The sequence below is a fragment of the Micavibrio sp. TMED2 genome (assembly GCA_002168225.1).
Taxonomy (GTDB): Bacteria; Pseudomonadota; Alphaproteobacteria; order TMED2; family TMED2; genus TMED2.
In genome coordinates, this window is the sequence record NHBH01000006.1 from 502 (window position 1) to 24,748 (window position 24,247).

General features: G+C 58.8%; 23 protein-coding genes and 1 pseudogene. 9 read left to right on the top strand and 15 right to left on the bottom strand.

What is annotated here, in order from left to right; genetic code table 11:
- Nucleotides 1-941 precede the first annotated feature (941 nt).
- The 15 genes from CBB62_10910 to CBB62_10980 form a co-directional block, all read right to left on the bottom strand.
- Nucleotides 942-1,832, bottom strand: coding sequence for a hypothetical protein (locus CBB62_10910; GenBank protein OUT40096.1), 891 nt, complete (start codon nucleotides 1,830-1,832; stop codon nucleotides 942-944).
- Complete coding sequence (locus CBB62_10915) at nucleotides 1,829-2,068, bottom strand: hypothetical protein (protein OUT40097.1); 240 nt, start codon at nucleotides 2,066-2,068, stop codon at nucleotides 1,829-1,831. The genes CBB62_10910 and CBB62_10915 overlap by 4 nt, the downstream gene beginning before the upstream one ends.
- Nucleotides 2,068-2,319: a hypothetical protein gene (locus CBB62_10920; protein ID OUT40098.1), complete on the bottom strand. Its 252-nt coding sequence runs from the start codon at nucleotides 2,317-2,319 to the stop codon at nucleotides 2,068-2,070. Before CBB62_10920 ends, CBB62_10915 begins: the two co-directional genes overlap by 1 nt.
- A 169-nt stretch (nucleotides 2,320-2,488) precedes the next feature.
- A complete protein-coding gene (locus CBB62_10925) occupies nucleotides 2,489-3,655 on the bottom strand; it encodes a N4-gp56 family major capsid protein (GenBank protein OUT40099.1) in 1,167 nt (388 codons plus the stop codon).
- A 38-nt stretch (nucleotides 3,656-3,693) separates the two neighbouring features.
- Nucleotides 3,694-4,134, bottom strand: a complete 441-nt coding sequence (locus CBB62_10930) for a hypothetical protein (GenBank protein ID OUT40100.1) — start codon at nucleotides 4,132-4,134, stop codon at nucleotides 3,694-3,696.
- A gap of 215 nt (nucleotides 4,135-4,349) precedes the next feature.
- Nucleotides 4,350-4,637 (bottom strand): hypothetical protein, encoded by a 288-nt coding sequence (locus CBB62_10935; GenBank protein OUT40101.1) that lies wholly within the window; start codon nucleotides 4,635-4,637, stop codon nucleotides 4,350-4,352.
- Nucleotides 4,627-5,616, bottom strand: coding sequence for a hypothetical protein (locus tag CBB62_10940; protein OUT40102.1), 990 nt, complete (start codon nucleotides 5,614-5,616; stop codon nucleotides 4,627-4,629). The genes CBB62_10935 and CBB62_10940 overlap by 11 nt, the downstream gene beginning before the upstream one ends.
- 3 nt (nucleotides 5,617-5,619) lie before the next feature.
- On the bottom strand, nucleotides 5,620-6,321 hold the full coding sequence (locus CBB62_10945; GenBank protein OUT40103.1) for a hypothetical protein: 702 nt from the start codon (nucleotides 6,319-6,321) through the stop codon (nucleotides 5,620-5,622).
- Between the two features lie 270 nt (nucleotides 6,322-6,591).
- On the bottom strand, nucleotides 6,592-7,353 hold the full coding sequence (locus CBB62_10950) for a hypothetical protein (GenBank protein ID OUT40104.1): 762 nt from the start codon (nucleotides 7,351-7,353) through the stop codon (nucleotides 6,592-6,594).
- Complete coding sequence (locus tag CBB62_10955; protein ID OUT40105.1) at nucleotides 7,346-12,169, bottom strand: hypothetical protein; 4,824 nt, start codon at nucleotides 12,167-12,169, stop codon at nucleotides 7,346-7,348. Before CBB62_10955 ends, CBB62_10950 begins: the two co-directional genes overlap by 8 nt.
- Nucleotides 12,170-12,316: 147 nt before the next feature.
- Nucleotides 12,317-12,643 carry a hypothetical protein gene (locus tag CBB62_10960; protein OUT40106.1) on the bottom strand — a complete coding sequence of 109 codons (327 nt, stop codon included), beginning with the start codon at nucleotides 12,641-12,643 and terminating at the stop codon, nucleotides 12,317-12,319.
- 104 nt (nucleotides 12,644-12,747) lie between these two features.
- Entirely contained in the window at nucleotides 12,748-15,225 is a 2,478-nt protein-coding gene (locus CBB62_10965; GenBank protein OUT40107.1) for a hypothetical protein, read from the bottom strand.
- A gap of 110 nt (nucleotides 15,226-15,335) precedes the next feature.
- On the bottom strand, nucleotides 15,336-15,629 hold the full coding sequence (locus tag CBB62_10970) for a hypothetical protein (GenBank protein ID OUT40108.1): 294 nt from the start codon (nucleotides 15,627-15,629) through the stop codon (nucleotides 15,336-15,338).
- 169 nt (nucleotides 15,630-15,798) lie between these two features.
- Nucleotides 15,799-17,583, bottom strand: coding sequence for a hypothetical protein (locus CBB62_10975; GenBank protein ID OUT40109.1), 1,785 nt, complete (start codon nucleotides 17,581-17,583; stop codon nucleotides 15,799-15,801).
- Complete coding sequence (locus CBB62_10980) at nucleotides 17,584-19,458, bottom strand: hypothetical protein (protein ID OUT40110.1); 1,875 nt, start codon at nucleotides 19,456-19,458, stop codon at nucleotides 17,584-17,586.
- 506 nt (nucleotides 19,459-19,964) lie between these two features.
- Between CBB62_10980 and CBB62_10985 the strand changes: the two genes are divergently transcribed.
- From CBB62_10985 to CBB62_11025, 9 genes and pseudogenes are all read left to right on the top strand, one after another.
- On the top strand, nucleotides 19,965-20,261 hold the full coding sequence (locus CBB62_10985) for a hypothetical protein (GenBank protein OUT40111.1): 297 nt from the start codon (nucleotides 19,965-19,967) through the stop codon (nucleotides 20,259-20,261).
- Nucleotides 20,262-20,355: 94 nt separating this feature from the next.
- The gene (locus CBB62_10990; protein OUT40118.1) at nucleotides 20,356-21,234 is read left to right on the top strand and encodes a hypothetical protein; all 879 of its coding nucleotides are present in this window, start codon (nucleotides 20,356-20,358) and stop codon (nucleotides 21,232-21,234) included.
- Between the two features lie 97 nt (nucleotides 21,235-21,331).
- Entirely contained in the window at nucleotides 21,332-21,643 is a 312-nt protein-coding gene (locus tag CBB62_10995) for a hypothetical protein (protein OUT40112.1), read from the top strand.
- Nucleotides 21,640-21,888: a hypothetical protein gene (locus tag CBB62_11000; protein ID OUT40113.1), complete on the top strand. Its 249-nt coding sequence runs from the start codon at nucleotides 21,640-21,642 to the stop codon at nucleotides 21,886-21,888. The genes CBB62_10995 and CBB62_11000 overlap by 4 nt, the downstream gene beginning before the upstream one ends.
- Before the next feature lie 209 nt (nucleotides 21,889-22,097).
- Nucleotides 22,098-22,439 (top strand): hypothetical protein, encoded by a 342-nt coding sequence (locus CBB62_11005; GenBank protein OUT40114.1) that lies wholly within the window; start codon nucleotides 22,098-22,100, stop codon nucleotides 22,437-22,439.
- Nucleotides 22,436-23,398, top strand: a complete 963-nt coding sequence (locus tag CBB62_11010; GenBank protein OUT40115.1) for a hypothetical protein — start codon at nucleotides 22,436-22,438, stop codon at nucleotides 23,396-23,398. The genes CBB62_11005 and CBB62_11010 overlap by 4 nt, the downstream gene beginning before the upstream one ends.
- Nucleotides 23,395-23,667: pseudogene (locus CBB62_11015) on the top strand (hypothetical protein). The gene CBB62_11010 and the pseudogene CBB62_11015 overlap by 4 nt, the downstream one beginning before the upstream one ends.
- A 1-nt stretch (nucleotide 23,668) precedes the next feature.
- Nucleotides 23,669-23,893 carry a hypothetical protein gene (locus CBB62_11020; protein OUT40116.1) on the top strand — a complete coding sequence of 75 codons (225 nt, stop codon included), beginning with the start codon at nucleotides 23,669-23,671 and terminating at the stop codon, nucleotides 23,891-23,893.
- Nucleotides 23,893-24,171, top strand: a complete 279-nt coding sequence (locus CBB62_11025) for a hypothetical protein (protein ID OUT40117.1) — start codon at nucleotides 23,893-23,895, stop codon at nucleotides 24,169-24,171. Before CBB62_11020 ends, CBB62_11025 begins: the two co-directional genes overlap by 1 nt.
- Nucleotides 24,172-24,247 lie beyond the last annotated feature (76 nt).

Genomic DNA, 24,247 nt, shown 5'->3' on the forward strand with positions numbered 1-24,247 from the left:
TCGTTGTCAAGNGTGGGGTGTGCGCCACTCTTAACNCCTAAGAAGCGATCATCGAATTGGTCATACGTTGCAGCCGCACTAGCAGCAGAAGCAGCAGCGGCTACGGCAGAAGCCGCAGCATTTGTTTCCGACGTTGCGCTCGCAGATTGCGATGCAGTCGCGGAACTCGCGCTGGATGTTGCGGAAGCCGCGCTCGATGTTGCGGAATTTTGACTTGCAAGTGCAGCCGCAGCCGACGCAGCCGCGTTCGTTTCCGAGGAAGCCGCTGCTACCTGACTTGAGTTGGCGGTTGTGGAACTGTTTGCGCTCGCTGTGGAACTGTTTGCGCTCGCTGTGGAACTGGTCGATGCCGCTGAAGCCGAGGCAGCCGAAGCCGTGGCCGAGGTCGCCGCGTTAGTGGCCTGAGTGGTCGCAGCCACAACCTGACTGGTCACCCCAGTCTCGACGAAGTTCTTCGTCGCAGCATCCTGCGCCGACGCAGGATCACCCAGTCCGGTGATCTTGTTCGTGCCAGCAGCCAAGTCACCACCAAGAGTGGTGGAAGTCAGCGTCTTGTTGGTCAGCGTTTGCGTAGTGTCAGTTCCAACAACGCTCGCCGACGAGCCAATGTCGTGAACATTGGCTGCCGCAGCCTGATGGCTGCGAGCGTCCGTGAAATCCAAAGCCGAGACACCATGCTCAACAGAAGTCCCAGCCGTATGACTTCTTGCAGACGTTCCATCGACACCCCTCGTCACGTTCAACGCGGAGCCAACAACCCCAGTTACCGTCACGATCTCTTCGTTGGCTGAGTCCTTCTCAAGGATCAGCGTGTAAACGTAACTCGACGGGAAGCCACTCGACGATGCGACGTTTATCTGAGCGTCGCTCGCAGAGATAGTCGACGACAGTGTCGTCGTGACAGCCGTCGAGCTGTAATACCGAGCAGGAGTTCCCATGCGTTACCTCGCGTATTGAATGATCGACAAGTAGTTGTCCTGCTGCTTCGCCTTCTCTTCATTCAGGCGAACCGTGAACAACTGGAACAAGTAGCGAGACACCGAAGTGGACTCGCCGGAAGGAACAGGCGCATCAACCAGATCAGCCGCCGGAGTACGAGCAACCACCTTGCCCGGATCCACCGTCGAGATCAGCCGCCACATAGCGCCAAGCCGGATCACATCCTCCGAACTGGCCGGTAGGCCAGACACCGTCGAGAACTCATCCGTTGTGGCAGACAACGCCGTCGGGTACTTCGCGTACTGCACGCGAACCGTCCGCCCCGGCGTCGGATACTCGTTCAGCACAATTGCTGAACGCATTGACGAGTCACCAGAGACACGGAAGTTCCGGTCAACCCGGTAACGCTTAATTAGAGGCCAAATCTCAGTCGAGTCCGGCGAGTCAAAAGTGACTCCCGTGATGTCCTGAAAGTCAGACGGCAACGCGTACGCATACGCCGAGCCGTCGAAAGTAAATTCGTGAGAAGCCAACGCCCGGAGATCGATCCCTCGGATCGTCTCGTTGATCGCACGCTTAATCTGGTCACGAGGGAAGAGCGGGTTATTTCGCACCAGCGTATTGATGCCATGCGCGACAGCGGTAGTGCCACGGAAGCCTCGACCACCCGGAAGGACAGTCGCCGTGCCAGCCTGAGAGTTGACACTCTTCAGGTACGCCAGTTCGTCGCCGACCTCGACCAAGCCCTTCGACAACGCTGACGTGTCATCGACAGTCAGCGTCGTGTCCGCATCGGTCGCTGCCTGCAGCAGCACCGTGATCGACTCTTGTCCGCGAACATACGAAGAAACCTCAGAGAGGGTGTCATCGACTATCTGAACGAAAGTACTCACGCTTTCACCGCCCTGCCGAGAGCATCCGAAGTCTTAACGGCTGCGTTGATGTCCTTCAACTTCGTGGTCTTCGGTTGGATCCCGTGCTTACGCGCACTCCGGTACGCATCCAGTTCCTTGTCATTCGCGTGAGACACCGCACGAATGTGCATGTCTTGATACGACAACGTCGACGCTTTGCAACCAAAGCAACCCTCGACGTACTCCGGGTGCTTCAGCACACGATGTAACGGCATCACAACTCCGAGATGTATTGCGAGAAACCAGCAGCCGTCAGTTCGGTCGCCAGTTCGTCAGTAATTTCAATGTCAAAACCACCACGCAGTACAACGTCACACTGCGCGAGAAAATCACCCTGCGGCGTCATAATTGTCAGCCACTGGCCGTCCTTCTTGACGACCGTCTTCGCGTCGTACCACGAAGTCCACCACAGCGGGTCTGGCCTGCCACGCTTCACCTCAAGCGTCGGGCCTCTCCACAATTTCACTTCTTGTGTTCGACCTTCTGATCGGGGATGTTGCCGTTCTTGGCGTTATTCCCCGGAATCATCACGTCGTTCACGTCTTTGCAACCACAAGAGGCGCACATATGTTCTCCTTCTAGTACGAGGAGGGGCCGCTTGTGGCAGCCCCTCCTCGCTTTGATCTAGTGAGTGACTAGATGCTCGACGTGCAAGAAATGACGTAACGAGCCTCGGGCCGGTAAACGTTCCAGCCGAGCAATCCCTTGTAACCGACGCTCCTGAAACGCATCAACTTGTCCGTGATCGGCGAGATGACCGTCTTCGGTTCGTAGGAGACTGCTTCCAGCAGAGCCTGCTTACCCATCACGATCACCTTGTGATCGAGCGAGGTGGCAGTACCTGTAGCGGAAGCGGACGACACGTTCGACGCAGTTTTCGCGTAGGTGAACGTGGTCGCCGACGGGGCCGACGCGACGGTGAACGAACCATTGAAGGTTGCGTCCACACCAGCGACAGTCACGGTCTCGCCCACCTCAAAGCCGTGAGCGGCAGAGGTGGTCAAGGTTGCAACGTTGCTCGTCAGAGCCTTGTTGCTGACCGTGCGCGTGATGCCATTGGANGCCTGCTCCACGCGAGCTGACTCGATGAACTTAACGCCTTCGTAGACGCCNACCTCACCGTTCCAGATGTTGCCCACACCAGTGTCGGTGTAGGTGTGCGGTTCACGCCACACGTTCGCTCCCGAAGTAGCAGCCTCCGTGCGGAGGTCATACGAGGTGTCCGGGTGCAACATGCCGATGTAGAAACCACCNTCGCGGGGCTGCACGTTCGCGCCACGCAACTTAGCCACAGCCTTGCGGATATCCGCAGCCTGCAGTGTGGTCGTCGACGCTGTGGTCTTGTCCACACCGTTGACCGTGGTCTCGTCGTCAGCGGACGTTCCTGCGAAACGACCAGTCGCAAGACCAACGAGGGTCTTGTAAACCAGTGCGTCGAATGAATCCCGCATGTTGTAACTGAGCATGTCGGCCACTGCTGGGTCAATCGCAGAGAGCGACTCAAGTGCGAGACGCTCAGTCGTGGTAACGGCGTTACCGTATTCGTTGACGGTTACCTGAACCCGGTTGGTGTTGTTGAGCGCAACAGCACTAACGTCCGAAGTCTCGGTCAAAGGATCTGTGATCCGAGATAGGTCGTTGTGCAGTTGGAACACAACAGTCGCACCGGGGTTGGTGACATCAACTGGCCTGACATCCGCGAACTTGCGGAACATAGGCTCAGAGCGCAAATTGAATTGCACATATTTGTCATACGCTGTTTGAATAAGGTTCGTCAGCGTACTAGTTGACGTGTCAGCCATAGTCGGCTAACCCTTTCTGTGAGATGTTATTAGGACTGTCAGCCCTTGAGGATCGCCGCCAACTCCTCTGGAGTTGAAGCGTTCTGAATTTTTGTTTCCAGACTTTGACCCGCAGTCGGGTCAATGCCGCCTTCCTCTACCGCTGACATCAATGCGGCGGCTTCATCGACAGTCGACGNCTCTTGCGTCGACTGTTCCTGTTCTACTGGTTGAGCGCCGAAGACCTCTCCGTACTCCTTCAACCATTGGGCTAGGTCGTCTTCATCCTCGACATTGTCGGGAACAAATGAAGCGATCTTGGAGTTGTAGCCCATCTCGGTGAGAGACTCACCGATCTGCTCNGTGCGAGTTTGAGTCATGTATTCCTCAAGCATCTCGTCACGCTCTTTCAGAGCAGAAGACATTTCCTTCAACTGCTTACGCAGTTGCTTCACCAAATCGCCACCCTCGTCATAGTCGAGGTCGTCGTACTCAGCCATTTCATCTCCCTGTTGTTTCCTGTTGGATGCACTCACCCGCACACGCGCATGGGGGTACGCGTGTGGCTGTGGCGACTATCGGTCTCATTACTCTCACCGGGGCCGACCGATCCGGTTGAGGAGTGGACGTGTCCAGAATCGAACTGGAGTTAAGGAACCAACGCGGGAGTTTTCACCCCGAATTACGGTTCCTTCTAACCTGTCACGCCCTGACGTTAAACGTCGGTTCGACTACGCAGGGACGACTTGCCCAACGCGCTTGCCTTACTGAACTGCGCTCGCTCTTTCGACGCGAACTTCCGGCGCTTGCGGCCTGCACCCGCGCCGCCAGCAAGATTCAAGTCCTCACGGACGATGTCCTTGAAGTCCATCGCCTCGCCGTACAACTTGCCCAAACGCTCAACATTTGGACCATCCTCGGCTGCCTGAGAGAATGCAGTCTCGGTCTGCTGCTTTGTCTTACCAGCGTCGTAGATCTCACCGGCAAGATCCTCACCCGGCATCAAACCCTGCCTGCGGCCCATGCCAGCGANGCTGGCCGTGCCGTACATGCGTTGCAGCTCGGTGCGAGAGTTCATGTCGTAAGCGCCAGNNGCTCGCTGCCTGACGACCCTCAAGCACCGGCAAAGCCCGAGCAGGATCCAGCAGGTAAGCAGCCATATCCGAAGTGTTCATGTTGTAGAAGTCGCGCAGCGCGGTCACCACTGACTCGTCAGCGAAGTTCAACGCGTCATACGCGGTGTCCACTCGGGACTTGAACTCCGATGCGCTGATGCTGTTACTAATCAAGTTCGTGAAGTCATCCGGCGAGTCGTAGAAACCCACCGGCATGTCACGATCCGCGAGGATCGTGCGGTAAGTGTTCTCCGCCTCNATGTACTCAGCAGGCGTCAGCATGCGGTCACCCGGTCGCCCTTGCCCGTCAGCGAGACGCTTACGAATAACCTCGTTCGCCTTGAACCGTTGCTTGTACGGCTCACTGCTGTACACAGCGGAAAGGATCTCGGCGTCGGTTGGCTTCACGTTCGTCGTGTAGAACCCATCGATGATGCCTTTAAGGCTTTCCGCGAAGGCGTCACCCATGCCAAGGTTGCGGAACATGTCACGCACCGCGTCACCAGCGGTGCGTTCACGNACNCGGCTCCGCTCAGTGCGAGANCCATCCGAGTAAATGTTGTAGGTGACGNTGAAACCAGCCTCATACACGGTTTCAACGCCAACCAGACTAGGTGGCGGAGGAGCCGACCTTGTGACCGCATTGTTCGCCGCCGCGAACCCCGGAACCTCATAGTCACCGGGTGTGTAGGTCGGTGGTCCCCCTCCCGCCGGGAACGTGACACTCGGCGCTTGACCGTAGTCCGTGAATCCGGGGTAGGTTGTCGTCCCACGCGGAGCCGCAGCCGCAGCCGCACGGTCAGCGGCACTAGCCCCCTTGTTCCCCTGATTGGGCTGATTTATGAAAAGAAGATCGCCGTAACCCATGCGCTACGCCAAAAATCCGAAGTCTTGCGCGATCCTCTGCGCCATACCCGTGTACTCATCCTTCGCCTGAAACGTGCGCTGCCAGCGAGGATCCTTACGCGCCTGAAGGCGCGTGTCATACAAACTCATCGGCGTCCAATTCCCATCCGGGCCTTTATTGTTCAAAATTGATTGCACTAGATTGTCGTCAAGTTCAATACTCGGTAACTCCAACTCGTTGGCAATCGCCGTCAAGTACGGGTCAGCGGCAGCCCGCACCGTCTGACCACGATTAATCGCATCAGCCAAGCCGGGGAACCGTGAGATGGCCTGCTCCTGCATGTACTTAGAAATGTCCGTCTCATCCATGTCGCCACGCATGACCGAATCGAGAGTGGTACGGAACCATGACTGGTAACCCTCGTTCGACATTCCGTAATCGATGCCGTAATCGTTCGCGAGATTGTTGATCAACTGCGAGTTAGAGAGAACGTCACCCTCGTAGTCGTATACCTCTACGCCGCCGATCATCTTCGTCTTGTCGAAGTCAATCGCGTCGACGATCTGGTCAGCCANCCACTCGTTGTCGAAGAACTGCAACTCGCCAGCCTCGTTACGGCCACTGCCGTAGAACATNTGCTCCGCGTACTTACGAGCCGNCGNGAAGTCGATATCAGCGCCAGCGTCCTCGTACTGCTCGACGATGTCGATGGCTCGTTCCCGCATCANGTCNTCGANCAGNTCNNNCGTGTACTTGGCNCGCTCANNNTCNGCCTCAACGTAAGNNGTGAGTTGCCCACGGAACCAGTCAGAGTTNTGAATTCTTCAGAGAGATGTCAGCGTTAGTNGGAGTTCGTCCCTCCGCNACCTCNGCNANAANCTCNTCNAGNANNNCCTGCAACTCCGNNNNTTTCNNCAANGTGGAGGCGGATATACCNAANGCCTGACCNAGTTNNNTNTGNTTNAGGTCATCGACCTGAAAGTCATAGCCGGTGGTCACTGCTGCACGCCCTTCGCAAACTCCTCAAGAACATTGCCACGATTAGCCAGCGCGTCATCGAGCGCCGACATGAAGTTCACTGCAGCGAACCGTTCCGCGTAACCCTCCTGCGATTGCGCGTACTCACGCGAAAACCGCGTCGCGTCGAAGCCACCGGACGTGACATTGTTTGAGCCACCCGTGCTGCGAAGCGGATTCGCACGCTCCTGCTCATTCAACAGTTCCTGATACGTCTGCACCTCATCGTCGGACGCTGTGCGTCCGAGATACTGAGTGAATGTCGCATCGAGTTGCGCTCCAGCCGCAGCCTCATTCGTCAGGACAACGGTGCTTCTTGGGCCTCCGCCGCCCCTGCCTCTGTCACCTTCACCTAAGCCAGCGCGGAATACGAGGTACTCCCGCCACGGTTGGGTTTGACGGCTTGCCGAGTCAAAGAACTCTTCCCATGAGTTGAATCGGGTATCGAGCAGCAGTTCTTCCAGATCGTCGTACTCTTCCGGCTGCTGCGCCATGCGGTCACGCATCTCCTCAAGGAGTGCTTCCTGCGTCATGTAATCCGGCTGATTTTCTGCAACACGACGAATGTCAATCGTCGGTGGGCCGCCAGTAATACGCGACGCCAGCGACTGATCGCCGTACTGCTCCCGAAACTCCGGCGCAGCCAGATACTTCGGGATTGACAGTTGCTGGTCTACATCCTTGAAACCAACAATGACGGGAAGCTGCGTGCTTGCGCTATCCCCATAATGTTCAGGCACTCGATTCCCCTAACGGTAAACGCAAGTCGTCCTGCTCAAGGAAGTTGTCGTAAAAGTCCGAGAACTCCAGACTCACCAGTCGATAATCCGCAGCCCACGCCGCGAACTGCTCACGAACGGTGGCGCTATCAGCACCATCGGCAATGGCTTGCTCGGCCAGTCGTCGCTCACGCATGTAGTCGTCGATGTGTCCCCACAAGGGCGATTGCCCTTGCGTGTCCATAAAGTTCCGGTCATTCAGCGCCTTATCAATGCCAGTCAAGTAAGCCGGAGTCATATCCATGTACATGCGGTACTGCGTGTTCCATGTTTCCCCGTACTTCTGCACCATCTCCACCTTCACGAAGTTGTCCCACTTCGCTTTCACTGACGCTGCAGCGTTCGCCTGAATGCTCACGCCCATCATCGCCAGCGCGTCGTCACGCGCTTCCTTCTCCTTGCGGTACTCACGCCACGCCTGCGACATCAACAACTCGACCTGCATCTCAGCAGGAGTCAACCGACGAGAGAAGTCCTCCGCTGTACCCGGCACGTTCTCCATCGTCCAGTACTTGTAAACACCCTGATCGAACTCTGCTGCCTGCGTACCCGCAGTCAGCACGCCGATGGCACGCGGATCAGTGCGCGTCGCGATCTCACTCACGAGCGTGCGGTTGTTGTCGATGACATCGAACGACTCGATGGTGTAGCCGACAGTCGGCGAAACCTTCTTCGTCGTTGACTCGATCATCGGCAAGAACGCTGTGCCGAACTTCTCGACGAACGTGTCGACCTTCTGCCGGTACGTCATGTCCGGGTCGGCCATCAGTTGCCGCCAGTAGTCCTGCTGGAACTGGTACTTGCTCGTGCGCGTAGTCGCGAACGGAGCGACCAGCGAAGCAAGGATGCTGAACTTGTAGAAATCGTTGGTTTGATCCATGATCTCGCCAACGTCCGGCATGTCCGCAGGGTTAGCGCCATTGGCGTACCAGTCGACGAACGCTGACTGCATCATCGAGTCAGCGATCCCCAAGTACATGCGGTCGTCTTCGCCCTTACGCCACTGGTTCACCTTCCGAGCGAACGACGGCAAGATCGCGTCAGTCGGGCTGGGGATCACGCCGAAAGGCGCGATCTGGTTGTAGATCGGCTCAGGCAGTTGGTCACGCAAAGTGCGCTGCAAGTCAGGCTTACCCTGCATGAACACTGACACCGGCACTTGCACCACCGGGCCGAAGCCCGGAAGGAACGGAGTCTCACCCGGAGTGACGACGTTGATCGCGCCCTGCGGGATAGCCACAGGTATCCCGCCGGTCACGTTATCGGCAAGCCACTTGTTAATACCCGATGGCAGGCGAATGTACTTCTCCTGAGAGCCAGTCAAGAAGTCCATCCGGTCGGACTCGACCGGCTTACCTTCCGAGTCAACGACCATGCCCAACTGATTGGGCAAGTTCCACAAGATCGAGGCGCGAGCAGCAATCGAAGGATCGTTCACGATCATCCGGCTCCACACCCTCAGGCTGTTCTCCCACGCAGGGAAGAACGGAACGAGGAAACGCAAGAGCGCAGCCGGGTTCGACAACCGCTCAATCGTGTACAGCGTGTCCTTCAGGTCACGCAAGGCCCGAGTCTGAGCGGTTCTGTTGATCCGATCCAACACGTCCTCGGTCAGCTCCACGCCCTGACGCTGCGCGATACCAATCATCGAGTCGAACTCACGCGACCACACAGAAGCGAAGTACGGATGCCGGACAAGCCCCGTCTCAGGGATATTGCCGAGCCACTTAAATATCGTGTCGATGGGCTTGCGTGCATACTCACCAAGCGATGCGGGACGGAGAACCTCGCGAGCCGCACGCCCGTGAACGGACGAAAGTAACTCGTTGTAGCCCTGCAGGTTCACCTCGATAGCCTCACGCAGCGCCAACGCTCCGGGTTCATCTCCCGTCGCTACGAGTCGCCGTACCTCCTCCGTCGGGAGGTAGCGGAACAGCAGGCTCTCAACGTCGACAACGTGACCCTCGATCTCGTTGCGCTTAATACGCATGTCACGCCGCCAGAAAGCGGCGTCACCGGAACGCGCCCAATCCAGAGCGTCATCCATCGGATTCGGTTTACCTGCAGCGATTGCCTTTAGCATTTGCTGCACCAGCGCGTCATTCTGAAACTGGATGACTGCTTGGTTTAACTCGTCGTAATACTGAGGATCTGTCGGCAGAACTTCCACATAGTTGCGAGCGTTTAGGACAAGATCCTGCTCCCGCATCAAAGACGACTCAAGGAACTGTTGGTTCGTCTGACCCATCGAGGATAGTTCCCGCAGCACCGGACCTTCCGGCCCACCGAAAGCCTCATACTCCCGGCCTTCGATCTTGCGGCGAGCGGTTGCTCGCTCCTTCGTCTGCATCTTCTTGCGACGAGAGCGGATCTGAGCGATGCGAGCCTTCTGCTGCTCCAGCGCCTCTTGCATGGCGACCATTTGCGGATCGTTCGCCTTGACGCCCTGCTCGATGTACTCCTCGATGCCTCGCTGCTGCTGCACCAAGTCATCGATCAGTTGCTCTTCCTGCTTCAGCAGGCGCTTGCCGTTAACCCGACGGTTTGACCACCGACCAGCGTTCTTTGGGAAGTTCACGCTCCACGCCGGGACACGGGAAAGCATTGGCAGCAAACCAATGGAAGCCATCGAACGAAGCCAACCCTCGGCGACGTTACGTTGCGTGTAACCAAGTCGCATCAACACTGACGCCTTCCACAGCGACACCGCTGTGTCCAGTCCACCCTTGTAAAGAGCGCCGCGACGCTTACGGGCGAAGTCGCGAGACGCCGCCATCAACGGATCCTTCTCATCAGCGAACTTCACGAGGATCTTCGCGGTTTGCTCCAGAACGCTCATGTCGAGCATCGGAACCTTGGTCTCCAACTGCGAGCGCAGTTGCGGGTCAACCCTGATCAGGTCGCCCTTGTCGTCCACCAAGTACGCGCGACCGCTACGGATCTTCTCAATCGAGTCCGCTCGACGCTCATCAATGAGGCGGTACGCCTCATCCAGTAACTCCCTGCCCGGAAGATTGTCAGGGTCCAGAGTCGTCGGGTTATCGGCCAACCGGCGCTGATACTCGGCTTCATCGATCTTGCCCTTGCGGTACAGGTCCGCTGCCTTCTTCTGCTCTTTGGCGTTCTTCTTCGCTACCTCAACCGCGTACATACGCTGGAACGAGCGAACCTCGATCTCCTTCACGGCAGTGAAACGCTCACTGCCGCCAGCAGAGTTACCCCACCTGTTCATCATCTCTGTCGTGAACTGTGGATCGTCGCGCAACATCTTTGAGTCAGAGAGTGCTGCCCTCATCTCATCCGATGAGTGGCCCACCTCAAAGCCACGAACATCAATCAGTCCAGAAGCTCGCGAACCTTTGATCCACGTCCACAAGCGAACCTTCGGCAAGTAACTCGACGCCCGGTACACCGTCTCGTGCATCAACGGCTGCGTGCCCGTGCGACCCACGTCGAGCAGAAGTTCCTCATACTCGTCAGGCGTGATCTTGCCTTGGTTCCGCGCCTGATCCAGATCGCGCTTGCGAGCGCGATTCTTGCGAGTGTTTGATGCGCGGCTGCCTTTACCGCGACGCCAAGCCGCCGCTATCCGCGCAGCCTTCGCGTTGTTCTGACCCCAGCGTTGGATCGGCTGGAACGAGTCTTCTGCCAGCATCACCGCGTTATCGATACCGGCGACGGCCTCGTCCAGTTCCAGCGACTTCAACAAGTCATCGAACACGGAGTCATTCGCACGCATCTGCGCGATGACATTGTTCGGGTCTACTGCCGCCTCTAGTGGCCGAGCGAACAACGCCGGGATCTTCGATGCTCCCTCTGACATCGCGAGCATTTCGTACTGGTCCGGTGCTGACGCACGGAGCATCTGCACGAACAAGTCAGCGCGAGTGTCCTGCAGTCGCTTGATGTAATTCGGGTCACCGAGGGATGCGCCAAGGAAGTTCAGTGCATCTTCCCTGTTGTTGATGCGAGCGCCAGTCTCAGCAAGAACGTCACGGTACGCGCCACGGAACTCATACAGGTTCGTCAAGTCATCAAACGAGCCGTCGACGATCTCGTCGGCCAGCACGCTGGCGCGGTTATTCGCGCCCATCCGTGCCGCCTCGATCTGAGACGTAGCCATCCGCGTGACCTGAGGGCCAGCGATGTTCATGCGCTTACTCGTCAAGCCACTGAACGCCAGAGAGTTACGGGGCATACCCGTGACCTTCTCGATGGCGCGACCACTACGACCGAAGTTCGTGCCAAGGCGAGCAACCTTCGTTGCCTTACCCAGCAACACCAGCGGGTCGAGGAAAAACATGACCGTCGTGTCGATCAGGCCGGAAGTCCAGTTGACGTTGAAGTCCTCGTCGAGGACGTTCAGGTTCGTCGGACCCCACTTGGATTGACGCACCTTCGGATTGAGGATGTTGTCCCCGGAGATCCGCGACTCAACGATCTGACCGACGGTCACGTCGCGAGCCTGCTCACGCGTTAAGCCAGCGCCAGTGACGTTCGACGCGAAGTACGAGTACTCGTCACCTACAGCGTCGTAGAAGTTCGTGAAGCCGCGAGCGGCTCCACTAGCCATCGGCCCGATCACCGGGACAGTAGAGAAGTCGTCGAACCAGAAACGATCAAAGATCGAGTCGTAGCCTTCATCCTTCTGCATCGCTGCGGCTTTCTGCCGAGCGATGCGCTGACGGTCAAGTTCCGCTTCGGCTGCTTCCGACTGCGCCTGCAGGTTCGTCCGACCGGGCGGTGCGTAGAGCGGCGTCAGTTCAGGCAGAGCCATTGGCTTGCTCCTCACCGATCAGACGCAAGAAACCGTCCCGCTCTTCAGCGGACTTCCAGTTGGTCATGCCAATACCGAAGACGATGCCTGTGGCGTGTAGGCCCAGAACATCCACCGCTGCTGCGATGTCTTCTTCAAGTGACGGCATTAGGCAAACGACCTCAAGTGGCGAACAAAGCGGACAAACGAAGTGGGAACACCGGGACGGTTAGCGGCCTGCTCAAGGGCAGGCAAGTACGCAGCGATCTGCGACGCGTCCATCGCGGACTGCTGCTGCGACGTTTTCGTCATTCCAATCGATGCTCGACCCGGCCCCGGCCCACGATCCATGCCAGAAGTGACCGGCTCATCGGGACGCTGTGTTGGAGCGTCAAGTGGCGTGATCTTTGGCATCGAGGCAGCAGCCATAGGTGCTGCACCCTGAATGCCACGCATCTCTTTCTGCTCCCCGTAGGCAGCATCAGGCATGTCCATTGGTGACTGCGACTTGATGCCGTCGGTGCGCTTGCTCTGCGCGCCGGGACCAGACACAGGTGCTGGGTTCTTCGGGGCGCGGTAACCGCCCGGACCTTCAGCCATTATGAAGCCCTCACAAACTGTCGTCGAGCCTTCTGGGCAGCGCCGCGATCACCCTGCTTGCCGAGTGCCTCCCGCATCAACTTGTTGACTTCGCGGCTGGACACGCCTTCCTTCAAGTCAAGGTTGCGGGTGGCTTTCGTTGCGGCCTTCTTGAACAACTGCTTGCCGATGCTCCCGCGCCACTTCTCGCGGCGAGCCATCTCCTTCTTCCGGGCAGCCTTACGTTCTGCAGGCGACATGCCTTCCAGCTTCTTGCGGTAAGCCTTGCGACGGTTGAACTCCTCGCGAGTGATCTTGCGCCCGTACTTGTCGCGCAGGACAGACTTGGCCTCTTTGCTCTTCGGCTCTTGGTCTTTCTCTTCCGCCGCTACTGCTTCTTCCGCAGCCTCTGCCACGCCTTCCTCGGATACCTTCTTGACGTTTTCGTCCATGATCTGGTTAACAATCGTGGCAGAAGGGAAGGCAAGACCAGTCGCCCCAAGAACCATCATCCCGGCGAACTTTTTGCCTGCGTGCTTGGACTTCTCCCAGTTCTTCACCCGCGCCGCAAAATCCTTGTCAGACTCTCCAGCCCTTTTCTTCTCAGGCTTCGGACCGCGTGCGCCATATATTTCATTGGCGCGATCCTTGATCGCCTTCTCCTGCTCGGCCTTCAGGTAACCCTGCTTTGCGCGAGTGCTTTCCTTCGCCTTCGGCTTAATGACTCCACGCGTGGCTGCATCCATGCCACGCAAGCGTGCCTCTTCGGCAGTGCCCGGATCCATGTCGTTTCGGGCAGCGCGACCCCGCGCTGCAGCGTTGTCTCTTGTGGCGTCCTTCGCTACCTGCGTCGGGATAAACGACCGAGGTTTTTCCCCGCCTGAGCGTGGGTTCTCGCCACCGGAGCGGACATCCTCCGCCTTTGGCTGCGGATCTTTCGCCTTATCCTTCGGCTTGGCAGGCCCAAAGGGCTTCTTGCGAGCCTTGTCGTTCGTTGCCCCCGTCGCGTAGTCAGGCAACTTGGCTTTTTGCGTCTTCTTTTCAGTCTTCTTCTTAGTGGTCTTTTTGGTGGTTTTCTTTACCGTCGACTTCTTAGGAATCGGAATCTCCTCCGGCGTTTCCGCCGGAGTCTCTACTGGCTTCTCTTCCTTCTTCTGCTTCGGCTTACGACCCTTTGGAGTCTTCGCGGCAGGCTTCGCAGGCTCAGGCCCACGGTTCAAGAACGCGTAAGGGTTGTAGTCGGCTGAATCCGCGACGTTCGGCGTGAACCCCGGTATCTCGCTCGCGTCACCAGTAGGTGACGGGCGAGTCGCGAGATCATCCATGCGACGTTGCACGAACTCTTCGCGGCCCTCATTCCACTTCGCGAGCGCCTCCTCGTACCGAGCCTTCTGGCCCTTACCGGGGAAGTCCTTCTTCACCGGCTTCGGGTTGATCGCGTCGTAAGCGACCTCCGCCTCAGTCTGCGGGTTCAACGGCTTCTGGTTGCGCGACGGCTTTAAGCCTTGCTCGGCCAGTTCCTCACGCTCAGACTGCAACCCAGCAAGGCGCTCCCTGTCCCGCGCAACCGCTTCCGCTGCTGCACGGTCAGCCTCGGATCGAGTCATCGCGCCCCCCGTGCGACCAGACACAACCTCCGTGCGGTTACCGCTCGCGGCAAGATCAGTCCGAGCCATCAGGCTCTCGGTCCTAGCACCCAGCCTCGGGTCAACGCCTTCTTCCGCCATCACCTCACGCTGGGCTGCGTCCTGCCGCCGCTTCTCCGGGCTGTCGCGCTTGTCTTTGAACGCTTTTTCCGCCTGTTCCTTACGCGTTGGTGACGCGGTTTCTTTCAAACGGCGTTGCGTTTCCGCGTAGGCAGCCTGCTGACGGGGAGTGGTGAAGCCACCTCCACCGAAACGGTCGTAGTCAACATCACCGCTTTTCTTCAACGGAACCTTTGCTGCCTGACGCGCCTGTGCAGGTGTAACTGTCGGCACTGCCTCACCAGCAACCGGCAACCCCCCGGTATCGAGGGCAGTTTGTGGCCGAGGATCATCCGTGCGCGGAGTCCTACCCTCAGGGAAGCGAGCCGGTGGTGTGGGCTGCGGTGCAGGCGCAGGACGTTCTGGCGTACGAGCGCGACCACTCTGCAGCAACGCCTGAGCGATCTTGTTCTTGTCACGCGCCCGTTGTGCATCAATCATTCTTTGAGGCTTAACGGGAGGCTTCACCTTCGATGCAACCTTTGACGTGCCCTTCGCTACCAATCCAGCGGTCTTACCGACAGGCAAAGGCACAACGCCAGCGGCAATGATCGCCGCACCCAGCGCAGGGGAAATGTCACCACGCTTAACCGCGTCAATCGTGTCCTGCTCCGTGAGGAACCCAAAAATTTCCTCGGCATCTCGGCGCAACTGCTCGGACCTAGACAGGGTCGACGGCATGATCTGGTCGACCTGCTCCTGCAGGCGTGCTTGTGACGCACCGATGCCACCACCCGGCCCGAATGTGGGCATCGATGAAGACGGGTATTGCCTCGCCATCGACGGTCGGTAGGTGCTGGCAGTCGGGCGGCTCTTAATGAACTGCCTGCCGGGTGGTTCTCCCCTTGCCATACGTTTCCTAACTACTTCTTCTTCTTGCCTTTTTCGTAATTTGGGTCGAAGAGGCCCGGATAGTTTTTGTTTCTCGCGTTACCGGGACCGAACGGGTACGTCCTGTTCGGCGGCTCACCACTCGGCTTCGGCTTCGGCTTCATCCTCCGCCGGGTCGGCGCCTTCGTCACCGTCTCGCCCTTGATGCGCTTCGCCTTCGCCACGCGCTTGCGGTAACCACGAGCGTCGTCCTCGTTGATGGCCTTCTTCGCGTCGGCCATGCCTTTCTTGGAGTAAGGGAACTTCTTCCCTCTTACGTTCGGCACTGCTACTTAAGTTTGTGGTTGTTTCCACCAACGGGCTTCGGATTGGAACCCGTGGCGACCTGACCTCCGCCAACAACACCACTTCCGGGGTTGCCCTTCGGCTGAATAACGCCTCCACCTGTAGGAGCCTTGCCCATTCCGCCTTGCTTTCCGATCATGTGTTTCTCCTCTATGCGGGAACTTGTCTGGACACTGCGCCAGACAGAACGGGCCTACCTGCGCCCGTCAAACCAGCGAGCAGCCGCTGCATAGGCGGTGGCGCTGGAAGAACTTCGTTTTGAACCGGCCCCTGCTCGGAAGCCGCTTCGGCTGCAGCATCCGGTGCGCCCATGTTGGGCAACTCGTTCGCCTCGGGCTGCTGCTGTTGCTCTGGAGGCTTCGGAGGCTCAAACGCTTTCTGCACGGCATCCTCCAAAGGAGTGCCCTTCTTGCGCTCATCGATGACNGTCGCCAACTGCTGCACGATCTGCGTCGGGTTCTGGCCCTGAGCGGCCATCTGCGGGATCGCNGCTGCCAGTGACGCGACNCCAGCCTTCAGGCTGTCCCGCATCTCCTCCATGTCAATCGCCTGCTCCTCTTCAGNGGCGTTCAACTGGATCGGCAAGTTACGTCGAGTGAACGACCGTGAAATCAACTTGTCGCCTCGCGCCTGCAGCGCGAAAATCAAGGAACGGTTCGGGTCAAGACCCGCCATCAGCCCGTGGTTTACGGAGATCCCGTAGTTACCTTTAATGTCGGCTGATGGCCGGTACTTCAGCTTGTACTGAACGCCGTTAGCGGTGGCAGATACCTCGCGCTGTACCTCGCCGAAGTACGCTTCGTCGACGGCCAACGCGAGAGACACCGCCTCTCCAAGCGTCGCGCCCATGATCGACTGAGCGGTCTTGACCTGTGAATCGAAAGCGGCCTGCAGGGCTTTCACGCCCTGACCCGTCACAATCGACCCGTCCGCCTGCCCTGCTCTTGACTCTGGGAAGCGAGTACCGAATTTCAATTCTTCGGATAACAGGTTGTTCTCAGCGAACGCCATGCTCGGAATATCCAACGGGATACGCCGAATCTTCTCGGGAGAGTTGGAACGGATCACAGAGTCCGGCCCGATACTCAACTGCGTCACGTCCTGCGGCAAAGCCAGCGGAGCCTCAACGCTCTTCTGCGTCGCCTCCATCATCAGCAACGCGAGCCGCGCCTTCGCGGCGTACACCGGCAGCACGTCATCGAATTGACCCCGCGCCTCACCATCGAGGGACGGGCGCAAAGCAACAACGACAGGAACCCGACCAATGCGGTTAGGTGTCTGCGCCAGCACCAAGCCCTCGCGCTCCGGTATGAACATGACGCTGGTCTTATCGTCGTAATAACGGACGACATCCATCAACGTGTTCTCGTCCGTGCTAGCGAACATGCCCCGCCTCAGGATCTTGTTCGCATGCTCAGGGAACATCGCCGCGAGGTCACCGGCCTTGCGGCGGAACAAGTGCGCGTACACCTGCAAGTCACCGAAACGATCCATGTCGAAGTACGCGCCCTCGCACGACTCCACATGAATGTGAGGCCGCTGATCNTTGAAGTGCGGTTCTACGCGCAGCGGCACAAACCCATAAGTGATGAACTGGTCAGCGGCACGAATCAGGTTCGTACTCATCTTCGACGNGGCGACGTAATAGTTAGCGATCTTCGTGCGCTTATCAGCCTTCGTCCGGGCGTTCTCATCCAACGTCGAGTCACCCGAAGCGGTGATCGACGGCAACACGCCAACCTGCTCACTCAAGTCCTTCGCGACAACATCAATCAGGTTCGCGACAATCGGCTTCGACCACGTCCCCTCAGGGAACAAGCCCGGAAACACTTGCTCCGCGTGCCCAGCGCGAACAGCAGCGACCTCACGCATGCGCCGGTCACGCTCAGTGCTGCGCTTACGGATCGCCTCAAACTTCGCGAAGTAATCGGTCATCTACAGCCTTCCAACTGTTTGAGCCGTCGCCAGCTCGTCAAGGGAAACCACATAACGGGAGTCCACGTCGCCCCGCGACGCGAACTGATTAGGCAGGAACTGTGAAGCCCCACCCGCCTGAGCAAGCACTTCCCGCGCCACGATCTCGCAGAACCACAACGCCATGACGGCGTCCATCTTCAACTTGCTGCCCTTCACACCGGGCTGCCAAGTGATCAACTGCTCAATCAGTTTCTTAATGTTCTCAAAGTTGCTCGTGTCAGGTAACTCGACCAAGTTNTCGCCAGCGTGCTTCCACGTCTCCTGACCGTCACGCTTCGTCTTCGACCCAAACAACGGAGCGAGAGAAGCAACACCAAAGTCCGGGTGCGACTTGTTCGTGGACGTGTGATGAGGTCGATACGCGATCCCCCGAGTCGCCAAAAACGACCTGATCTCCTCATCCTGCGTCAAGAACAACTGGAACGCGTTCGACTCCACAATCACCGTGTGCGGCCTGAACTTGTCAGCCCACGAGTAAATCAACTCGCGGATAGCCGCCGGAGTCGGCGAAGGCATCACGTTCACATCAAGGACATACCGCTTCTGCGTCCGCCGATCCACCGCGTAAGCGACAGCAGCAGTCTCCCCCGCCATCGCCGGGTCAATCCCAATCACCCGATAAAAGTTCGACGACTCCTCCGGGTGACCTGCCGCACCGGATACCANTGGCCCCGGCTTTCTCATTCCATTGACCGCGCCTCTGACGCATACCGGGTCAAAAATGGCATCCTCTGCGACATCGAGGTTCTGATACACCAGCGACCATTTGCCGGGACCAACCTCATTGCGGACCACGTTCAACCGTGGGCCGCTCCACCTCTCAAAATGACCCCCCTCATCAGGAACGTCACCCTCAGAAAGGGGAAGATCACACACCGGCCACAACGTCTCCCAATCATTCGGAGAATCGCCGTAGCCAAGAACAGCAGGCATCGCGAGATACGTCCAAGGGATCTTCGCGTCCGTGTAATGCTCAGGGTTACGCAGCTCCTTGTACAAATCAACCGGAGCAACCCGCGTACCCACAACCAGCAACTGGCCACCATTCGGAGGAAGGCGGGATGCCACTTCCTGCCGGATCCAGTCCTGATGCTTCTCCCACTCCCCCGCGTTCGACAGGGTCACCACGTCGTCAAGCACAATCAAATTGGCACGCGAGCCGAATATGGCCCCACCGCACCCCAGTGCCTCAACCGTGGGGTCTTTCTCCCCGGAATCGCGTGCATCCCCGCCCAAGTAAATCTTGTTAGCAGCCCACTGGTCAGCGGTGGCCTTATAGCCATCCGCTGGCCCGAAAGCCACCTGCAAGTCCGCATACCGAGGATGCGTCAACCGCTGCTTAATCGCATACAGGAACTTCTTCGCCTGCTCCTGAGTCTTCGACACAATCAGGACGTTGATGTTCGGATCCTTAGCGATCCGATACGTCACATAATTAATCGTGATCGTCATGCTCTTCGCATGATTCGGNGGGACATTAACCAGCAGGCGAGAAAGCCCAGCCGTGCCCTTCTCATAAACCATCGAGTCGTGAACCCACTCAGGTTCACGGCCCTCCAACAGGTCAGCCACATTCTGCATATGCGGCCACACCTTCGTGTACAAGTACTTCTCGCTGAACTCCGAAAAACCAATATCCGAGTCGCGAGCCACCCGGCTCGCGTCCACCCGACCCAACCGAACCGAATCCATCCGGTCAGCGAAATCCTTCGACTCCCGGCGGCGAGTCTCGTACCACGAGCGAGACCGCCGGATCACCTTCAAGCCCTGCTCAATCGTCCGGCCCTGCCGGACAACATCCAGCAGCTCCGACTCCGCAACCTCAGGNGCCACCCGGCGACGAGGTTGCTCCTCGACCTTCCTCGGTTTCCTACCCACCCGGCCTCCAAAGGGGCAAAAGAGGGGGACCGACCGCCAAAGACACTCCACCCGGCTAACAACTAAAAGAGTGAGCAGCGCAGGTGGCCTTAAGGGCCACCAGCGCAGCGAACGAAAAACACTCTCCATATAAGAAGAGGGCTAGAGAAAGGGTGTTTATCAATACCCGCGACAAAAAAAGTACTTCTACGCCCTGTAAAACCGTGAAATTGGTCCCCCACCCGACTTGGTCGAAATTTTTCTTGGGACTAGACACGCGCGGGGGGGCGGGGCGGTTAAGCATCCGGGGGTCAGGCCGCGCGGCGTACTGCCAGACAAGTCCGACGCGTGCGACAGAGGCCAAAAATGGTCCCGCGCGTCCTTTTCGGGGCACAGTGCTGTCGGATGGNGGGGGTTGCATGAGGGATGTTGCAGAATTGGAATAGATCGGCGGATGGTCCGNCGATCGGAAGGGAAAGATCATGGACATGNTNACTCCGACAGCGGGCACGTCGTTGCCGAATGGGGCGACGGTGATCGAGGCACGCGAGTCCTACAAGGGACGGAGCGGCGCGGTGCTCGCGGTGTGGGTTAAGAATGGGCGCGGCGAGTACGTCGTTTGGACGTGGTACGCGTCGCTGAATCAAGCGGCTGTAGNGCGGGGCGAGACAGTGGTGGACATCCACTGCGAGAACGGGGCGTACTCCGAGGATCTGGATAGGGCGCTGGAGCNGTACACAGTGCGGCTCGATCGGGTGGGCGCATTGCAGCGTGCATGAGGGATGTCGCAGCATAGTGGTAGATCGGGGCATGGCCCCCGGTCTTCCGCTATGTCGGGATGGTCCCGACGGGAAGGGGTACGACATGAAAGGGATGACGCGCGTCGAGCGGCGCGTGGCTGATGGCTTCGGGGATGCGTTCGCCGAAGGCTTGACGATGGGCTTCACGGGTAGGCGTCGGAACGTCGAGCCTGCCGAAGCGTGGGCAGCCTTTCGGGAGGCTGCCGGTTTCAAGCGTTCGGCGGCTGCGATTCTGACGAGCGCGGCGTCGCAGCACAAACTGTCGATGTCGGAGCAGTTCACGGTGGGGCTGATGCTCACGCCGGAGCGCGGGATCATGCGGGACGAATTCGCAGCCCTGCGGGAGGCTTACGGTCTCGACGGGGTGTGGAATCTGTGCCCGATGGCATCGATGGGGTGCGCGGCGGCGTGCCTGTCGTTCAGCGGCCAGAGCGGGATGCCTGCGCAGCAATTCGCGCAGGGTGTGCGGACGTTGTTCATGCTGCATGACCCGGCGTCGTTCGGCTACTTGATCGGCTTCGAATTGGGCAAGGCTGCGGCCAAGCATGGCCGGGTGGCGGTGCGGCTCAACACGGTGTCGGACATCCGTTGGGAATTGGTCGCGCCGAACATGATCGGGCTGGCGCGGGAGTGCGGCATCGAGATGTACGACTACACGAAATGGTCGCGTGAGCAGCGGCCAGAGTCGGCGGACTATGACTTGACGCGCTCGGCGTCGGAGCGCCACAGCGTGGCCGACATCGTCGATCTGGTGCAGCGTGGCGAGCGCGTCGCTGTGCCTTTCTTCGCCGGGAAGGATGAAGCCTTCCCGTCGACGTGGCAGGGCGTGCCGGTGATCGATGGGGACACGAGCGATTACCGACCGGCTGACCGTAAGGGTGCGGTGCTTGCCCTGCGGGTGAAGGGTCACAAGGGCAAGCGTGACGATTCGGGCTTCATTCGCAATCTGTGAATGCAGGATGTCTGAGGGCCGTGGTTGCATGGTGGTAGATCGGCTTCGGTCGATCTACTGCCATGTCGTGGATGGCCCACGACAGGAAGGGACAAGCATGTATCTGGTTTGGAATGGTGAGGGCTTCGGTGGCTACTGGGGCAACGGCAAGACTGAAGAGTCTGCGACCGCTGAGTGGCGGTCGCACGGCGGCAGCGGTGCGCATCTGGTGATGCTGGTCGGCGACGACTTCAAGGATCCGTTCATCAATGACTGGGGCGAGCCTCGCGGCTACATCGTCGACGGTGCGGACTGGGACAACCTCGGCACGTTCGACAAGAAAGTGTGGCACGTCACGGCTCGGGGCAAGCGCACGCTGATCGTCGAGGACGGGCAGCAACTGCCTGCCTTCGACCGGGTGTCGGCATGAACACCATCGACATCACATGGACGTGGCAGTCGGCAGTGAATCTGTATGTGGCGCTGCTGATGGATCCCGGCTGCGATCACGAAGTGAAGATGCAGTGCAAGCAAGACCTGCTGCGCCTCGCCAAGGCAGTCGACGCTGAGCAGCAGCCGGAGCAAGTCTGCGATTGCGGTGCTGATCTCAGCGAGTACAGCGACACGGCCTACGACCACCTCTGTATCGACTGCGCCGAGGCGGTGACGTCATGATTCTCGGCACTTGCAACATCTGCCGCGAGATCAACGTCTCGACCCGTGCGGTAAAGGGTACGAACACATGGGGCGAGGTTGTTGTCCTGAACTACTGCGACCACTGTTACGACCCATCGCAGGATGCATGAGGGGCATGTCACGATTGATGGTGAGAGCCGGGGTNACCCGGCTCGATCCATGAGCCGTGANGGACACGACTCAACCAGATGAAGGGAANCATCATGTTCGGAGAGATCNCAAGCACGAACCCAATCGTGCGGACGGGATGGCTGCAGGGGTACGTCAAGACGTACCGCAGCGANTTGGAGCGGGTGTTCGGTGAGCCGAGGCTCGACGCATCCTTTGACGGCAAGACGACGTGCGAGTGGGCNGTCGCTTTCGCTGACGGCACGGTCGCCACGATCTACGACTGGAAGTCGCACACGCCGACACAGCACGAGGTCTACCAGTGGCACATCGGTGGCACGGATGACCGGGCGCTCGCCAACGTGGCGGCTGCACTCAAGATCGCGAACGCATCGTTCGCCCTACCCGTACCGAGCGCGTGAAGTACGCGTCGGTCTTCGCTGGTGTCGGCGGCTTCGACCTCGGGTTCGATGCCGCTGGCATGCAGCCGACCGCTCAAGTGGAGATCAACAAGCACAGCCGAGCGATCCTCGCTCGGCACTGGCCCAACGTAGAAAGGACAGACGATGTCATCAGCACCACTGGAAGCGACCTCGGATCTCCCGACCTCATCGTCGGCGGGTTCCCCTGCCAAGACCTCAGTAAGGGCAAGGCCAACCGGCAAGGACTCAAGGGCAAGCGAAGCGTCCTCTACTACGAGTTCGTCCGCCTCGTCGAAGAGACAGCGCGGATCATCGACGAGGCAAAGCCGCGCTGGGTCTGCATCGAGAACGTCCCCGGACTTCTCACCCACAACAAAGGACGAGACATGGAAGCCGTGGTCAGGGGGCTGGAAAACATCGGGTATGGGTGGGCCTACCGGCTGGTGGACGGGCGACATCTCGGATCAGCCCAGCGACGCAAGCGAGTCATCATTGTTGGACATCGTGGAGGTGACGGTCGACCCGCATGGGACGTGCTGGCTGACGACGACACAGGCAGCGAGTCACCTTCGATACATGACCAACCCCGGCGGAACTCCCGACCCAAGATTGGAAGCGTCGTTACGGACGATGGTCGAGGACTGATCTACCGCAAGTCACGTCGGCCTCGGTCGAAGGATGACTACTCAACGTGGGTACTCGACGGCGACGCAAACACGCTCACGAGTTACGACAAAGGTAACTCTTTCCAGACGCACATCGTTGTGCAAGGGGGGCGTGCGAGGGTGCTAACACCAGTCGAGTGGGAACGGCTTCAGTGCTTCCCCGACGACTGGACTGCGGGTGTGCCAACAGGCCACCGCCATCAGGCTCTCGGCGATGCCATGCATGTCGGCATGGCCGAGTGGTTAGGGCGCAGGTTCATGCACACGCATGAGTCTGTGCCATTCATCGGATGAAGGGAACAAACATGCAGGATNCAACGATCACAACCCGCATCAAAGATTGCGGCCAGTACGACTTCGACGCNGTGGATCTGCNNANNGCGGCAAGANCANTCTGCNNCCNCNNACCGCCTNCGGTCGAANNCTTNATGGANNNCATGCAGAACTNNCTCGGNCTGTGGTTCGGCGAGGAAGCAGACGGTGTCGAGTACGACGATCTCTTCGCTCACGCCTTGATGGCNNTGGCGTGGTANNGCCGATGCCAACGAGAGNNGGAAGAGTGACATGACCAACACNGANACGGACACCGAGTACGANGGCTGGNAGCCGACGTGCAANAACGGNCACGACAAACGCACGTCGGGCTGGACGCAACTNAATGGCTGCCGTGAATGCAAGCGAGAGGCAGCACGTCGATACCGGGAAGCACGCAAGGCCGGTGTCGAGAAGCAAGCAAGCAAGGCGCAGCCGAGAAGGGATCTCGGCTTCGACAAAGTGAAGGGGCAGTGATGGCTAGACGGCGTAAGAAATACGACACGAAGTATGGCAACGCACCCGCTGGTCAGGTGTGGTTGTTCGACCTGTCGCTGAACAATCGCAACGTAACCAGCGGCACGAAGTTGAAGTTCAAGGGTGAGCGTGGCGAGTTCTCGTTCATCAAGTACGTCGAGCGTGACGAGGGCAAGGACTGGATCGACGTGTTCGACAAGAACGGGCAGTTCCGTGCCCTCTATGCCGACCGCTTGAAGACGGTCAAGAACAAGACGAAGCGTGAGAAGGGGCAGTGATGGATGATCACATCTGTTGGATTGACGACACGGTGTGCGAAGACTGCGCCGTGGTTCACATACCGCTGGATGGATT